Source organism: Leptolyngbya sp. NIES-2104 (assembly GCF_001485215.1).
In the GTDB taxonomy this organism is placed as follows: domain Bacteria; phylum Cyanobacteriota; class Cyanobacteriia; order Leptolyngbyales; family Leptolyngbyaceae; genus Leptolyngbya.
In genome coordinates, this window is record NZ_BBWW01000001.1 from 540,595 (window position 1) to 554,343 (window position 13,749).

Below are 13,749 nucleotides of genomic sequence, written 5' to 3' on the forward strand. Positions count from 1 at the left end.
ATCGCTCTTCAATAAACCTCATCGTGAGAACCAACCGTTAACAGCAAGATTTCCTCTTCTACGGTTTCGGAATTTTCAACAAATTGAAAAACAATGCGATCGCTGTAGTTGACGGAGCAAGACCAACAATTTGCTAGATCTCCCTTCAACTTATGAGTTTTCAGACTGGGATCAAATGGGTCGAGTGCAAGCTGCTCTAAGGTCTGCTCGATTTGCGAGTTCATTTGTGGATTTTGTCGCAGTAATCGCTTTAACTCTCGACTGAAACCGCTACTCCAGACAAGCTGCATCAGTCTTCTAACTCCGCTATCAAATCCGCTACAGAGCCGCGTTGAACTCGCCCTTCTGCGTAGTCTTGTTGTGCTTCGCGAACTTCTTGAACAAGTTTTGCCCGTTTTTTCTGACTGATTCGTTTCTCAATAATGTCGATCAGAATTTCTTGTTCCTCAAGTGGTAACGCCTCAACCGTCTCAAGCACCTTTTGAAATTCGGAAGTTTTCATTGTTTCTGATTGAGAAGAAATTGTCATAAGCCAGGGATACGATCAAACATTTCTATATGGTAGCGGGGGCTTGCAAAGCGATCACAGAAGTTTTTTTTGCGATCGTTGCCAATCTTATCCATTCGTAAATCGTAATAAATAAACAAAACTTACGAAATGCGAACTATAAATTACGAATGACCTTCATACTGAGGATCGTTCGATGGAAGAGTCTTGTGTAATTCCTGTGATCAAATCCCCGACGGAGTATCAGGCTTACCGCATCAGTCCACAGGATACGAATCGACTCGCGATCGTGTTTGATCCGACGATCGCAAATTTTTCGCTGACATTGTGTGTTGAAATCTTCGATGTCGGAGGAAAAACACCACCGAATCGACATCAGTTAGCCGTTGAAATGTTCTTTGTCCTAAAGGGCGAAGGAATCGCGATTTGTGATGGTAAAGAAGTCGCGATTCAATCAGGCGATAGTTTACTCGTGCCACCAACTGGAATTCATCAAGTTCGCAATACGGGATCGGAGCGGTTGTATGCGTTGTGCATTATGATTCCAAATGAAGATTTTGCTGAACTGATTCGCAGTGGAACCCCGGTTGAATTAGATCAGGAAGACTTAGCTGTTTTGAGACGTTCACCAGTGCCGCAATTGTCCTACTGATGAAGGTTTTACCACAACAAACGGTTTCGATGTATACCCGCGATAGCTCCGCTGCACAAAGTGTTCGCATTCGCTTAGATGCGGATGTGTACTATCCCGATGCAGCGGGATCGTTTCCGGTGTTGTTGATGCGGCAGCCGTATGGACGCTCGATCGCATCAACTGTCGTCTACGCTCATCCCATCTGGTACGCGGCTCAAGGCTACATTGTCGTGATTCAGGATGTTCGAGGACGTGGCACTTCAGAAGGCGAATTTAAGCTATTTGAACACGAAATCGAAGATGGATTCGAGACGGTGAATTGGGCGGCGAATCTGCCTCGTAGTAATGGCAAGGTTGGGATGTATGGCTTTTCGTATCAGGGAATGACTCAACTGTATGCAGCAGTGAAGCGTCCGGAACCCTTAAAAGCAATTTGCCCCGCCATGTTAGCGCCTGATTTGTATCAAGATTGGGCTTATGAAAATGGTGCGTTTTGTTTGTTTGCGAATCTGGGATGGGCGATTCAACTTGCGGCAGAAACAGCGAGATTAAAGGGCGATGAGACTGCATTTTTGGAACTGTCCAGGGCGGCGAAGAATATGCCACTGAGCGATCGCATTCCCGCTCGTCCAGAGATCATGCAAAAGTATGCTCACTATGATGCGTACTATCAAACTTGGCTCGATTGCTCTGAGGATTACTGGCGGAAGCTTTTTGTTGATGTGAGTACGATCGAGATTCCTATGCTCTACATCGGGGGCTGGTTTGATACGTATATGCGGGGAACGTTGCGATCGTATTTCTCCTCAAAGCAAGCTCATTTGATTGTTGGCGTTTGGGCGCATTTACCTTGGGGTCGAAAAGTTGGAGCCGTGGATTATGGAGCCGATGCGGTGAGTTTTTGCGATCGCGCTCAAATTCGCTGGTTTGATCATTGGCTCAAAGATCAACCGCTCTCTGATGCGCCTGTGCAATTGTTTGAAATGGGAAGCAATCAATGGCGATCGTATGCTGAGTTTCCTAAAGCTGAACAATCAATCTTCTATCTGAATAGTTCTGGATTGGCATCAATGGACGATCGAGAAGGTCAGCTAAATTCTGAACTATCCGAAGACGCGATCGATGTGATTGTTCATGATCCTTGGCGACCTGTTCCCGCATTGGGTGGGCACGTTGCTTATCCTTGTGGATCATTCGATCGATCAAATATTGATGCTCGTAGTGATGTTTTGACCTACACGACTGCGCCTTTAGAAGCTGATTTACATTTAGTGGGTGAAATGGTTGCTGAGATTTATGCAAGTTCAGATTCACCCAGCTTTGATCTGTGTGCATTGCTATCTGAAGTAAAGCCGAATGGAAGTGTGATGAACTTTACGCAAGGCTATTTGAGGAGCGATCGTTCTGAACTTTCTGCTTATCAAATTCCACTACAACCTGTTTCGATTTGCATTCCAAAAGGCAGTGCGATTCGATTAAGTGTAAGTGGGGCTTGTTTTCCGGCTTATCCAGTAAATGCGGGAACTGGAGAAAAACCGGGAGCAGCAAGAGCGATCGACTTTCAAATCATTACGATTAGCGTTCACAGTGGAGAGAGCTATCCTTCTAAGCTGCTTCTTAACTCGATGTGAATTCGATGATTTTTTGCGCTCCGTTGTTCACTCGCCCCGAATTCCATTCCGGGGCGGGTCAGAATCGGAGCGAGAAGATTCGTCAACCAACGCTAACCCAGTAAACACGCCGCCGGAAAAATAAGATATTCCAAGAAAAACAGCTTCCAAATGAACTGATAAAAGCGTGTCACTTCTGACTTGTCTTGTAAATCGATCTTGTAGCTCCGAAGCCACATCGAACTGAGCGCCATTAAGTGACTCAGGATCAAAAAAGGCGCATTCACGTTCGGCAGAAAAAACGCGATCGCAACAATCGACAAATAACATACCGTCAAAACCGCCCGCGCCAAATTGAATACCGGACGTTGCCCTAATTTCAGCGTCAATGTCCGAATGTTGTATTGTCGATCGCCTTCTGTATCCGGCATATCTTTGAAGATCGCGATCGCAAACGTAAACACCAAAATAAAGATCGTCAACGCCCACACATTCGCGGGAATCGGGAACCCCTGATTAAAGTGCAGGAACAATCCCAGATTCACGATCGCGCCTCTGACCGTAAAGATACAGAACGATGCCCAAAACGGAAATCGCTTCAATCGAACGGGAGGTAGGGAATAAAGTGTGCCAAGGATTAGACTCAATCCCACCATTCCAGCAAGATAAACGCCTTGAGAAATGGCAACCGCGATCGCGATCATTCCACTCAGAAATACGATCGCCCGACCTTGCCAAATCGAAAATTCTCCAGAGGCAAGCGGTAAATGCGGCTTATTGATTTTGTCGATCGCAATATCTTCAAGCTGGTTCAAACCCACGATGTAAATATTGCCGCAAATGCAGGCGATCCAAGGCGCAATTAATGCGGTTGGCGGCAGGGCGAGTTGTCGATCGCTCCCCAACACAATCAGATACAACCCTAAAACACTCAGCGATGTGCCAATAATCGTGTGAGGACGGGAGAATTTCCAGAAAGCATAGAGGTAACGTTGAATAGGGTTAGAGGACGAAATTCGATTCATAAGCTTTCTGAATATCCTGACTTTCCCACCCTACCTTGGTTCTAGGCTTTCTTACCGCAGAGTAAGCCAAATTTAATCAATCCGCGCTTGTAGCCTTGTTGCATTGTGCCGAGAGATAGCGCCGCTTGGATCGTTGTCCAGCCCGACGTGAGTAAACCAAAAATTGCGCTCGGTGTAAAGGCAGAATCGATCACAACATCCCAAAATGGTGCAACGGCTCTCGACCAATCCGCAGTTCGGATCTCTTGCAGTCCCAGATTTTGCGCGATCGCTTCATATTCCGGCAACGAAATCACATAGGGCAAATAGTAGACTCGATAAATTTCTGCAAGCCGTTTGCGATCGTCTACCGTCAACGGCACTTTATCGATCGAACGATGACACCAAGTTGCCATGACGAAAGTTCCACCCGGTTTGAGAACGCGCACACATTCCTGTAGGAATTTCGCCTTGTCGGGCATGTGTTCACCGCTTTCGAGCGACCAAACGAAATCAAAAGAATTGTCGGGAAAAGGAATATTTAGGGCATCAGCAACTTGAAATCGGGCGTTAATGTTGCTCGATCTCGCTCGTTCTGTCGCTCGATTTGCTTGCACTGGACTGAGCGTGATCCCCGTTGCAGTCGCGCCGAATTTTTCGGCTAGATAAAGGGAACTGCCACCGATCCCACAGCCGACATCGAGAATTTGCTCGGCTTCTGTGATGTTCGCCCAGTTGAGCAATTCTTCGATCAAATCGATCTGCGCCTGTCTGCGTTCCTTTTTAATGTTGCCGTCTGCACCGTAATAGCCGTGGTGCATGTGTTCGCCCCAGACTTGTTCCCACAGTCCAGAAGACGCATCGTAAAAGTTGCGAATTTGATCCGATAGCGATGAAGTCATAGATAAGTTTAAGTTCAAATTGTATTCAATTTATCAAATCATTCTGCAAGAAGTAGATTAAGAAACGCTTTTGATAACCACAGATTAACTAGGTAATAACAACTACCGTTCCATGAAATTGTTACGAGGATTTATCTTATATGTCTAGAGGTCAATATCTGCGGACGTAGGTTCATCGAATGGTAAAGAAATATTTACCCTGTAGGGTGCTGTGCGCTGAATCTGGGGATCAATTTAATGGAGATAACTCTGAGAAAAGGCAGAAAAAATTGATTTTTAATTTCTGCATAGCTTGAAGAGTTCGGACGTAGATATGGGTATGTTGAGCCATAAATCTAGGTCGTCAACTCACCCAAATTGTTTCACTCAATCTTTACCAAGGCTCGGTTAACCTCACTTCTAAAATTCACGGAAACTCAAATTTCATTGTGTATCTTGTAGTGAGAAAAGCAACAATTCCTCAGCTTTGAAACCGAGCAAAACTCTCTCTTATCTCTTTTGGGAAGGTCATCATGTCTGAGTCACAAATTACCTTTGATTTTCCACTTTCATCTGGTCAAACCCGCAACAAATTTGACCTACTAAAACCGATTCGCAACTGGTTTGATTCGATCGAAGTTACCGATCGTAAGTCCGCTCATCTCATCTGTAAACTGATCCCGGCACAATGTCCGTTCGAGCGCGAGATTAAAATGTTCGGACGCACGATCGTTCACATTCCCCCGATGTGCAAGCTGAATCCGCTGTACGACCAATTCGTCGGTCTACGGTTCCGCGCACTGTGCTATCTAGTCGATGAATGCGGCGAAATGGTAGTTTAAGCGAGTTGTGCTGCTAACCGGGCTGTGTCCAAATCTTTGCCGATAAAGACCAATCGAGTTTGCCGCAGTTCATCGGATCGCCAAGGTCGATCGTAGAAATGCTCAAACCGTGAGCCGACTCCTTGAACGACAAGCCGCATCGGTTTATCAGGAACCGCGACAAATCCCTTCACGCGGTAGATTTCCTGCTCTTGCACCAGTTTTTCTAATCGCGATCGCAGTTGATTCGGATCAAACGATTTATCTAAGATCAAATGCGTCGATTGAATTTCATCATCGTGCTCGTGCTCTTCTTCGGTGTCGTGATGGCTTGGACGTGTGGCTAAGTTCTCTTCAACTGCCGCATTAAAACCAAGTAACAGATTGGGATCAATTTCTCGATCGTTCCGCCCGTTTTCAACAATTTTCACGGATCTGGGAAGTTCTTGTTCGACTATCGATCGAACGTGTTCTTGAGCTTCCAAATCAACCAAATCTGTCTTATTCAAAATCACGAGATCCGCACAAGCAAGCTGATCTTCAAAAAGTTCCTGTAACGGAGTTTCGTGATCAAGATTGGGATCAGCCTGTCTTTGAGCTTCAACAGCTTGAAGATCTGCGGCTAAAGTTCCAGTCGAAACCGCTTCGCAATCGACCACGGTAATCACACCGTCAACGGTGGCTGCATTTCTAATCTCATGCCAACGGAACGCTTTAATTAAAGGTTTTGGTAGTGCTAGACCAGATGTTTCCACCAAGATGCAATCCAAACTATCTCGACGCTTGAGCAGTTCCAGCATCGTGGGGAGAAATTCTTCCTGAACGGTGCAGCAGAGGCAACCATTAGTGAGTTCAACGATATTACTGGTTTCGTCTTCGGGGCAGACTTGGCACGATCGAAGTAATTCCCCATCGATCCCCAGTTCCCCAAATTCGTTAACAAGTACCGCAATCCGCCGACCCTGACTATTCTGCAACAGGTGACGAATGAGGGTGGTTTTTCCGCTTCCTAAAAAGCCAGTAATGACAGTAACCGGAATCTTTGCAGCCATAACTCTTTGATTAATTAACCGCGCTGATCATACCAATTCCATACAGCGAATCCTGGAAACCCGATGATTTTCTTCACCTAGGCTCCCAGGATTCAAAGCTTGAGAAATTCAGTCTATTCTGCCGTTGCCAATTCGGTGCTACCCCGACCGCGTTTGCGGGTCAGTGCGTTAAACAAGGCAAGCCCGATCGCTTTAATCAAGTTCCCTTCGAGTTCCTTGAACATTTTCATGTTCATGCCAAACGCATCGTTCGCTTCTTCGACAATGCGATCGGTGGCGGCATCATCGAGAGGCAGCGCATCCAAGCGAGCGCGATACTCTTTCTTAAATGCCCGCTCATCGGAAATATGCTTGAACTCGTAGAAGCTTGTACCTTCTCCCTCGGTCAAGTTCATGCCGTTTTGAGCAATCTTTTTGAGGATTTGACCGCCGGACAAGTCGCCGATGTAGCGCGTGTACGAGTGAGCGATCAACAATTCGGGGCTGATGTTGCCGATTTGGTGAATTCGCGCCACGTATGACTGGGTTGCAGACGAAGGAGCGACTTGATCCCGCCAGTTTTTGCCAAAGTAGTAAGCTAGATCTTGTTCTAGCGTTTCCTTGCGTTCGAGTTCTGGGAAGTACACCTGCGACAAGATCGGATGATCTTTGTGGCGGCGCATTTCCTCTTCCATTGCCGAATAGACAAAGTAAAAGTTTGCAACGAGCTTCCGGTACGATTCTTTCTCAACCGTTCCTTTTAGAAAACACGCGATGAAGCCTGTGTTCTCCGCCATCGTGTGAGCTTTTTTGGTTCCTTCGCGAAGTTTTGTTGCTAAATTGCTGCTCATTCTAAACTTCCCAACACTGTAAATTAAGTAGTTCGCTGGCGTGTATTGTTCCGCTGGCGATCCCAAATTCTAGTTTAAATCCCTGAATCCGTTGCATTGTAAGGCTTTGAATCCAGAATCGTACCCTAAACGTCAGAATCACCTTGTTTCGCTATTTATTAAGGTATTCCGATTTGATGAGCCTTTTTATTACAAATTCTTACATGGGGCGGATGGCAGCCTAGATTTTAGGTGATTTCTTTTTCTTTTCGTCAAACTTTCCGAATTCGTTCAGATTGACTGAGTTTTGTTAAGCTGAGAGCGCGTCACAGCGGAACGATATGCAGCCTTTATTCACTCAATCGGTCAAAGTCGAAACTCTGGAAATCACGATCGACAATCTCCCTCCTCACCTCAATGGCACCAAACTGGTTCAGCTTTCTGATTTGCACTTCGACGGAAAACGGTTGTCGGATCAAGTATTGCAAGACGCGATCGAGGCGACCAACCAAGCCGAACCTGATTTCGTCGTGATCACAGGCGATTTTGTCACCGATGATCCCAAGCCAATTTATGAGTTAGCAAAACGATTAAAACAGATCGATTGCCGTTCAGGAATCTATGCGATTTTGGGTAATCACGATTTACATCGGCGTGACAGTAAGGAAACGATCGTAAAAGCACTCTCGCAAGTCGATATCAAAATCTTGTGGAATGAGATTGCTTATCCGGTTGGGGAAGGGCTTGCACTCGTAGGTTTAGCTGATTTGTGGTCAACGGCTTACAAGCGATCGAGCGAAGTCATGGCGCAACTCCCCGCAGATTTGCCGCGAATTGTTCTCGCTCACAATCCTGACTGTGCTGAATCCCTGCAACAGTACCGCGTAGATTTACAGCTATCCGGGCATAGTCATGGCGGGCAGATTATCATTCCCGGAATCTTGAATGCCTCTGTGACTTGTGCTTACCTGTATCGAACCTTGCCGAGAAATTTGAAGCATCGAATTTCAGCGTTAAAAGCTTGTTACCGCGTGATGAAGCACTGGGAATGGGTCAAAGGATTTCATCAGGTCGGCAATAACCGACTGTATGTGAATCGAGGGTTAGGAACTTATTTTCCGGGGCGATTGTTCTGTCCGCCTGAAGTGACAGTCATTACGCTGAGGAGCAAGAGCAAATTAAGCGAGAACGTTACACTGAAAAGAACAACTGAGGCAATTTAATGATGAGTCGTGAAGAACAACTTTTAGAATATTGGCGCAAGCTTTCTTCTGATGCTCAAGCTCAAGTTTTAGAATTTACCAGAGCGCTTCAAGCTGACAAAAATTCGACTGACCCAGGTGCACCTCAGCATCTCACGATCGAATCTCGTGAACAACTCGATCGACTTCTTCAAGCCGGACTCGACAGCGGAGAGCCGATTGAGGTAACAGACGACTGGTGGGAACAAAAACGCGATCGTCTGTTGAATAATTCCTCTCAAATCTTGTGAGTCGCGGGATTTCCATTCGTCCAGCCGCCAGCAACGATATTGATCAGCATGTTAGCTATCTGGCTGAGAATGATCCGTCAGCAGCGATGCGCTTCTTTGATGCAGCCCGTCAAACTTTTGCAAATCTTGCCCGTACGCCTGGAATCGGAAAGATTTATCGTGCTGGAGAAGACGAAACCCAAAATATCCGCAGATGGGCAGTCAAAGGTTTCAAAAGTCATCTCATCTTTTATCGATTCGATCATGAGGTGGTAGAAATCATTCGCGTTCTGCATGGAGCACAAGATATTGAGCGCATCCTGGAAGATTCCGACTAACTTTTCAGCTTCCGAATTTGTCGGGTTTCTTCTAGAATGCCCTCGACATCCTCTTGGCTCAATCGCCGCACATAGTTGACCTTGACTTCTTCGAGTAAGTCGATCGCTAAACTTTGAATTTCTTGAAGCGATCGTTGTTGCTGCAATTCCGTCACGAGATTTTGACCAAAATTTTTCACGAGCTTACTGATTAATTCGGCTCCCACTTTATCGTTTAGCGCCAGCACGATCGCGTCATACATTCCACTCGTGACCTCTGCGACTAATCGTTCATTAATCTGTCGCGGCAAATCTCCCACAAGCGGCATCGCTTTCAATCCTTGATAAGCAGGCGATTGACTCAAAACGGTATCTACGCTGTGTCTTAGTAATGCTTCTAGATCCGGCTTCACTTTCGGTAGCACACTGAAGACGGTTGTTTTAACTAAATGGGTCGTCAATTCTTGAATCTCGTCGCGCTGATTGAGGTCAATGTAGGGACGATTTGCAGATTGCAGAATCCAGCGGGACAATTCCCCCCGCTCGATCGAGGATTGCAATCGATCGATGACTTGAATCACGACGACTTCAGCCACATCTTCGGAAATGTTCGCCACAAAGCCTTGACTCGCTTGCTGACGAACGCGACTAAGATTGATCATTCTGGCTTGATCGAGCCGAACCATCACCGGAATCACTCGCAACCAGCGGAAAAACGGCAGCAGCAAAAATAGGTCATACCAACGCCAAAGAATCGCATCGATCCAACTTAGACTCTTATATCGACGACTCAGGTAAAACGTTCGGGCAATGAACTCCAGCGCAAAAATCGCCACAAACGGAGCATCAATCAGCCAGAACCAATCGACAAATTCACCATTTTCGCCAATCGATCGATAATAGTTCGAGGCAACCAACGGGCGAATTTCACGATTAAAAAATTGCAGTTCGCTATCGGCTCCTCGCTGGGTGAGATGGTCTGCACTCCAAAAGGTTGTAAAGGCTTGCTTCGCTGATTCACGTCTACGCTCTTGGAAAATATGCTCTCGCATTCGGTTCTTGATTTTCTCTAGCGTTCCGCTTTTATTTGCCACAGCAAACGGATTTACATCAACAATTTCTGCACTGCGATCGCGCAATTCTTGTAGTCTCGCTTGCACTTGCGTGCTCTGTAGTCCAGTTTGCTGAAGTTCTTGCTGTAAGAGATCTACTGTGTCTAAATAAGCTTCTGTATCGCGATGCGGTTCGATGCCTTTGACGCGATCGTAAGTCTGGGTCAGTCCTGGAAAGTTGCGGAACCAGAAATCGCGCCACGGCACATATGCACTATCGAACGCTACCAGTCCCAAATTTGCCAGTGCCAATAATGCCATCGCTCTCTCGAACAAGAGATTTCGACGCAGGGGAGAACGAGACGGAGACGATCGCATAACTTGAAACCAGCATTGACTTTTCTGAATTCTAGTCTCGATCGCGATTCAATGACTTCATACAGATGACGGGAATAGCGTCTCCGTGAAAATACTCCTGTTATTCGGTGGAATCGCTGAATATGAGATTCAATGCCCTGAAAGAAGTTCGCACCTTGAACCCCTTGAAAATGCTGAATAAAGGTAGAGCAACCTGATTAAACGGCTCTGAGTAGAGATAATCTGTTTCGGTTTCTGTCCATAGATTACGGCATCCCCAAACAGAAAGCCAGTGTTATTACGGATAATTTATCTCTCCTTCACAAAAGAATTGTGAAAACACGGAATTCTCACGGCGTTATTTACAGCGATCGAGATATCGGCTGCAATCAATTCTGCTAGTCATTACGCTCAAATTCTCTACTAGCTGCTCTTCTGCCTAGAACTATTGGTCATTTGAAAGCGTCAATTTACGGATGCTCGTGTTTTCACGGATGCTTCTCTAGCAATTGTAAAGAAACGGTAAACTTCTTCATAATTCGCGGATGGTTCGCTTTAGTCCCGAAAATAAAAAGCCGATTCTCTTCGGTCTGTGACTTTCACCGGAACCGTTTATCCTGGATAAGGACTCGATCGCAATACTGACCATGACTGACTTTTCTCCGATTCATGTCATTGGTGGCGGACTCGCCGGAACAGAAGCCGCTTGGCAAATCGCTCAAGCGGGTATTCCGGTGATTCTTCACGAAATGCGCCCCGTTCGACAAAGTCCCGCTCATCACTCCGAGCATTTGGCGGAACTCGTTTGCAGTAATTCATTCGGAGCGCAAGCGACCGATCGCGCTTCGGGACTGTTGCACGAAGAACTGCGGCGATTGGGATCGATCGTGATTCAAACGGCAGATAAGCATCAGGTTCCAGCCGGGGGAGCGTTGGCAGTCGATCGAGGTGTTTTCAGTCAAGATTTAACCGAAACGCTGTCGAGCCATCCGCTGATCGAATTGCGGCGTGGGGAAATGACGGAAATTCCGAGAGATGGCATTGTCGTGCTGACGACGGGACCGCTGACCAGTGAAGCACTCGCGGAGGATTTACGTGAATTCACGGGAATGGCTTATATGAGCTTTTTCGATGCGGCAAGTCCGATCGTCGTGGGCGAATCGATCGACTTTGAGACGGCATTTTTAGCATCGCGCTACGATCGAGGAGAAGCCGCCTATCTCAACTGCCCCATGAATAAGGAGCAATATCTCCATTTCTGGCAAGAATTGTGCAAGGCGCAACAGGCAGAATTGAAAGATTTTGAGCGGGAAACGGCGAAGTTTTTTGAAGCGTGTTTACCGATCGAAGAAATGGCAAGACGCGGCGAAGATACGATGCGTTATGGTCCGCTTAAACCTGTGGGCTTGTTCGATGCTCGAAAAGGTGATTTCCGCGAAAACAAAGAGCATCGCCCTTATGCAGTCGTTCAACTGCGTCAAGAAGACAAATCCGGGCAACTCTGGAACATGGTCGGCTTTCAGACGAATTTGAAATGGGGTGAACAAAAGCGCGTCTTTCAACTCATTCCAGGTTTAGAAAATGCCGAATTTGTTCGCATGGGTGTAATGCACCGGAATACCTTTATTAACTCGCCTGAATTGCTCTTGCCGACTTTGCAATTTAAATCGCGATCGACGTTGCTTGCCGCCGGACAATTGAGCGGAACCGAAGGTTACACTGCCGCTTGTGCGGGTGGATGGCTTGCGGGAACGAATGCCGCGAGAATTGCTCTTGGATTACAGACAGTCACTTTACCTGTCACTTCCATGATGGGCGCATTGTTTGACTTTATTAGTTCTGCGTCTCCCAAGCATTTCCAACCGATGCCGCCGAACTTCGGAATTTTACCCGAACTGCCGAAGAAGATTCGCAACAAACAAGAGCGGTATGGACAATATCGCGATCGCGCTCTTTCAGATCTCGACCAATTCCGCCTTTCTCTTCCTAAATCCTATGCGCTTGCTTTGTCTTAGTAACGGTCACGGTGAAGATACGATCGCAATTCGCATTCTTCAAGCGTTGCAGCAAAAATCAGATTGTTCGATCGAGGCTTTACCGATCGTTGGGGAAGGTCGCGTTTACAGAAAGGCAAATATTCCCGTGATTGGCTCGGTGAAGGTGATGCCATCAGGCGGATTCATTTATATGGATAACAAGCAATTGGTGAGAGACATACAGGGAGGATTAGTAAAACTAACGCTAGAACAAATCAAAACGATCAAACATTGGGCAAAGGAAGATGGTTTAATTCTGGCAGTGGGCGATATTGTTCCGATGTTATTCGCTTGGATGAGTAGCGCACCGTTTGCCTTTGTTGCGACTGCGAAATCAGAGTATTACATTCGCGATGAGAAAGGTGAATTGCCAAGAAAATCTTGGTGGGACGATCGCTTAGAACGATCGACCGGATGTATTTTCCAACCTTGGGATCGTTGGCTGATGAAACGATCGCAATGTAAAGCTGTTTTTCCCCGCGATCGCTTAACCGCTCAAGTGCTCAAACGCTTCAATGTTCCTGCTTTTGATCTCGGTAATCCGATGATGGATGGCTTGGAATGGTCAGGCTCAGAATCATTTGATGGATTCACGATCGCGCTGGTTCCCGGTTCTCGTCCGCCCGAATGTTTTGCAAATTGGGAATTGATTTTACAAGCGATCGACAATTTAAGCGATCTGAAACGTCCAATGCAATTTTTGAGCGCGATCGCACCCGGAATCGATCTTGATCAATTACATCATTTATTAGTGAGTTATCGCTGGCGTTCTACAGAACCGAATACTTATGTGAATGGATATGGCGATAATTTACCTGCATTAAAACTAATGCCGGGACGATTCGCTGAGTGTATTCAAAGAAGTGAGATCGCGATCGCAATGGCAGGAACCGCCACCGAACAATTTATCGGACTCGGAAAACCTGCGTTAATCATGCCGGGAGCCGGACCGCAATTTACACCTGCATTTGCGGAAGCTCAGACTCGATTATTAGGTGCATCGGTCACACTCGTTTCACATCCATCTCAGATGAGTTCTGCGATCCGATCTCTGCTCGAAAATCCCGATCGCATTCAAGTCATCGCAGATAATGGACGGCGACGCATGGGAGAACCGGGAGCCGCTGACCGAATTAGCGATCGACTCCTCCAAATTATGCAAAGTCTTTAAGCCTCAAGTGAGAGGTATGCTCGATT

15 protein-coding genes are annotated in these 13,749 nt (G+C 46.5%); 8 read left to right on the forward strand and 7 right to left on the reverse strand.

Annotation, left to right across the window (positions count from 1 at the left end):
• Positions 1-8: 8 nt before the first annotated feature.
• On the reverse strand, positions 9-290 hold the full coding sequence (locus tag NIES2104_RS02655) for a type II toxin-antitoxin system mRNA interferase toxin, RelE/StbE family (RefSeq protein ID WP_058995488.1): 282 nt from the start codon (positions 288-290) through the stop codon (positions 9-11).
• Positions 290-502 carry a hypothetical protein gene (locus NIES2104_RS02660; RefSeq protein WP_082690099.1) on the reverse strand — a complete coding sequence of 71 codons (213 nt, stop codon included), beginning with the start codon at positions 500-502 and terminating at the stop codon, positions 290-292. Before NIES2104_RS02660 ends, NIES2104_RS02655 begins: the two co-directional genes overlap by 1 nt.
• 202 nt (positions 503-704) lie before the next feature.
• On the opposite strand from NIES2104_RS02660, the gene NIES2104_RS02665 reads away from it, so the two are divergent.
• Positions 705-1,160: a cupin domain-containing protein gene (locus NIES2104_RS02665; protein WP_058995492.1), complete on the forward strand. Its 456-nt coding sequence runs from the start codon at positions 705-707 to the stop codon at positions 1,158-1,160.
• Positions 1,160-2,773: a CocE/NonD family hydrolase gene (locus NIES2104_RS02670; RefSeq protein WP_058995494.1), complete on the forward strand. Its 1,614-nt coding sequence runs from the start codon at positions 1,160-1,162 to the stop codon at positions 2,771-2,773. The genes NIES2104_RS02665 and NIES2104_RS02670 overlap by 1 nt, the downstream gene beginning before the upstream one ends.
• Positions 2,774-2,865: 92 nt before the next feature.
• Here the strand turns inward: NIES2104_RS02670 and NIES2104_RS02675 are convergent, their stop codons facing one another.
• Together NIES2104_RS02675 and NIES2104_RS02680 are read right to left on the reverse strand one after the other, a co-directional pair.
• On the reverse strand, positions 2,866-3,777 hold the full coding sequence (locus tag NIES2104_RS02675) for a homogentisate phytyltransferase (RefSeq protein ID WP_058995496.1): 912 nt from the start codon (positions 3,775-3,777) through the stop codon (positions 2,866-2,868).
• 41 nt (positions 3,778-3,818) lie between these two features.
• Complete coding sequence (locus tag NIES2104_RS02680; RefSeq protein WP_058995499.1) at positions 3,819-4,658, reverse strand: methyltransferase domain-containing protein; 840 nt, start codon at positions 4,656-4,658, stop codon at positions 3,819-3,821.
• A gap of 512 nt (positions 4,659-5,170) precedes the next feature.
• On the opposite strand from NIES2104_RS02680, the gene NIES2104_RS02685 reads away from it, so the two are divergent.
• Positions 5,171-5,479 carry a Mo-dependent nitrogenase C-terminal domain-containing protein gene (locus NIES2104_RS02685; RefSeq protein WP_058995500.1) on the forward strand — a complete coding sequence of 103 codons (309 nt, stop codon included), beginning with the start codon at positions 5,171-5,173 and terminating at the stop codon, positions 5,477-5,479.
• Here the strand turns inward: NIES2104_RS02685 and cobW are convergent.
• Both cobW and NIES2104_RS02695 read right to left on the reverse strand, forming a co-directional pair.
• Positions 5,476-6,510 (reverse strand): cobalamin biosynthesis protein CobW, encoded by a 1,035-nt coding sequence (cobW, locus tag NIES2104_RS02690; RefSeq protein ID WP_058995502.1) that lies wholly within the window; start codon positions 6,508-6,510, stop codon positions 5,476-5,478. The two genes, NIES2104_RS02685 and cobW, sit on opposite strands and share 4 nt — an antisense overlap.
• Positions 6,511-6,623: 113 nt before the next feature.
• Positions 6,624-7,340 (reverse strand): heme oxygenase (biliverdin-producing), encoded by a 717-nt coding sequence (locus NIES2104_RS02695; protein ID WP_058995504.1) that lies wholly within the window; start codon positions 7,338-7,340, stop codon positions 6,624-6,626.
• A 320-nt stretch (positions 7,341-7,660) separates the two neighbouring features.
• Here NIES2104_RS02695 and NIES2104_RS02700 point away from each other — a divergent pair, with 320 nt between their 5' ends.
• The 3 genes from NIES2104_RS02700 to NIES2104_RS02710 are packed head-to-tail and all read left to right on the forward strand — an operon-like array spanning position 7,661 to position 9,128.
• Positions 7,661-8,542, forward strand: coding sequence for a metallophosphoesterase (locus NIES2104_RS02700; protein ID WP_058995506.1), 882 nt, complete (start codon positions 7,661-7,663; stop codon positions 8,540-8,542).
• Positions 8,542-8,811, forward strand: a complete 270-nt coding sequence (locus NIES2104_RS02705) for a hypothetical protein (protein ID WP_192843549.1) — start codon at positions 8,542-8,544, stop codon at positions 8,809-8,811. Before NIES2104_RS02700 ends, NIES2104_RS02705 begins: the two co-directional genes overlap by 1 nt.
• Complete coding sequence (locus tag NIES2104_RS02710; RefSeq protein ID WP_072218012.1) at positions 8,808-9,128, forward strand: type II toxin-antitoxin system RelE/ParE family toxin; 321 nt, start codon at positions 8,808-8,810, stop codon at positions 9,126-9,128. Before NIES2104_RS02705 ends, NIES2104_RS02710 begins: the two co-directional genes overlap by 4 nt.
• On the opposite strand, the gene NIES2104_RS02715 is transcribed toward NIES2104_RS02710, so the two are convergent.
• Positions 9,125-10,480: a hypothetical protein gene (locus NIES2104_RS02715; RefSeq protein ID WP_225895198.1), complete on the reverse strand. Its 1,356-nt coding sequence runs from the start codon at positions 10,478-10,480 to the stop codon at positions 9,125-9,127. The two genes, NIES2104_RS02710 and NIES2104_RS02715, sit on opposite strands and share 4 nt — an antisense overlap.
• A gap of 683 nt (positions 10,481-11,163) precedes the next feature.
• Between NIES2104_RS02715 and trmFO the strand changes: the two genes are divergently transcribed.
• Both trmFO and NIES2104_RS02725 read left to right on the forward strand, forming a co-directional pair.
• Complete coding sequence (trmFO, locus tag NIES2104_RS02720; RefSeq protein WP_058995511.1) at positions 11,164-12,531, forward strand: FADH(2)-oxidizing methylenetetrahydrofolate--tRNA-(uracil(54)-C(5))-methyltransferase TrmFO; 1,368 nt, start codon at positions 11,164-11,166, stop codon at positions 12,529-12,531.
• A complete protein-coding gene (locus NIES2104_RS02725; protein ID WP_058995513.1) occupies positions 12,512-13,723 on the forward strand; it encodes a lipid-A-disaccharide synthase-related protein in 1,212 nt (403 codons plus the stop codon). Before trmFO ends, NIES2104_RS02725 begins: the two co-directional genes overlap by 20 nt.
• Positions 13,724-13,749: the final 26 nt, after the last annotated feature.

Coding starts and splice junctions, on each gene's coding strand:
- NIES2104_RS02685 (WP_058995500.1), top strand. CDS start 5,171: ATGTCTGAGTCACAAATTACCTTTGATTTTCCACTTTCATCTGGTCAA.
- NIES2104_RS02725 (WP_058995513.1), top strand. CDS start 12,512: ATGCGCTTGCTTTGTCTTAGTAACGGTCACGGTGAAGATACGATCGCA.
- NIES2104_RS02660 (WP_082690099.1), bottom strand. CDS start 502: ATGAAAACTTCCGAATTTCAAAAGGTGCTTGAGACGGTTGAGGCGTTA.
- NIES2104_RS02715 (WP_225895198.1), bottom strand. CDS start 10,480: ATGGCATTATTGGCACTGGCAAATTTGGGACTGGTAGCGTTCGATAGT.
- NIES2104_RS02695 (WP_058995504.1), bottom strand. CDS start 7,340: ATGAGCAGCAATTTAGCAACAAAACTTCGCGAAGGAACCAAAAAAGCT.
- NIES2104_RS02680 (WP_058995499.1), bottom strand. CDS start 4,658: ATGACTTCATCGCTATCGGATCAAATTCGCAACTTTTACGATGCGTCT.
- cobW (WP_058995502.1), bottom strand. CDS start 6,510: ATGGCTGCAAAGATTCCGGTTACTGTCATTACTGGCTTTTTAGGAAGC.
- NIES2104_RS02670 (WP_058995494.1), top strand. CDS start 1,160: ATGAAGGTTTTACCACAACAAACGGTTTCGATGTATACCCGCGATAGC.
- trmFO (WP_058995511.1), top strand. CDS start 11,164: ATGACTGACTTTTCTCCGATTCATGTCATTGGTGGCGGACTCGCCGGA.
- NIES2104_RS02655 (WP_058995488.1), bottom strand. CDS start 290: ATGCAGCTTGTCTGGAGTAGCGGTTTCAGTCGAGAGTTAAAGCGATTA.
- NIES2104_RS02675 (WP_058995496.1), bottom strand. CDS start 3,777: ATGAATCGAATTTCGTCCTCTAACCCTATTCAACGTTACCTCTATGCT.
- NIES2104_RS02705 (WP_192843549.1), top strand. CDS start 8,542: ATGATGAGTCGTGAAGAACAACTTTTAGAATATTGGCGCAAGCTTTCT.
- NIES2104_RS02700 (WP_058995506.1), top strand. CDS start 7,661: ATGCAGCCTTTATTCACTCAATCGGTCAAAGTCGAAACTCTGGAAATC.
- NIES2104_RS02665 (WP_058995492.1), top strand. CDS start 705: ATGGAAGAGTCTTGTGTAATTCCTGTGATCAAATCCCCGACGGAGTAT.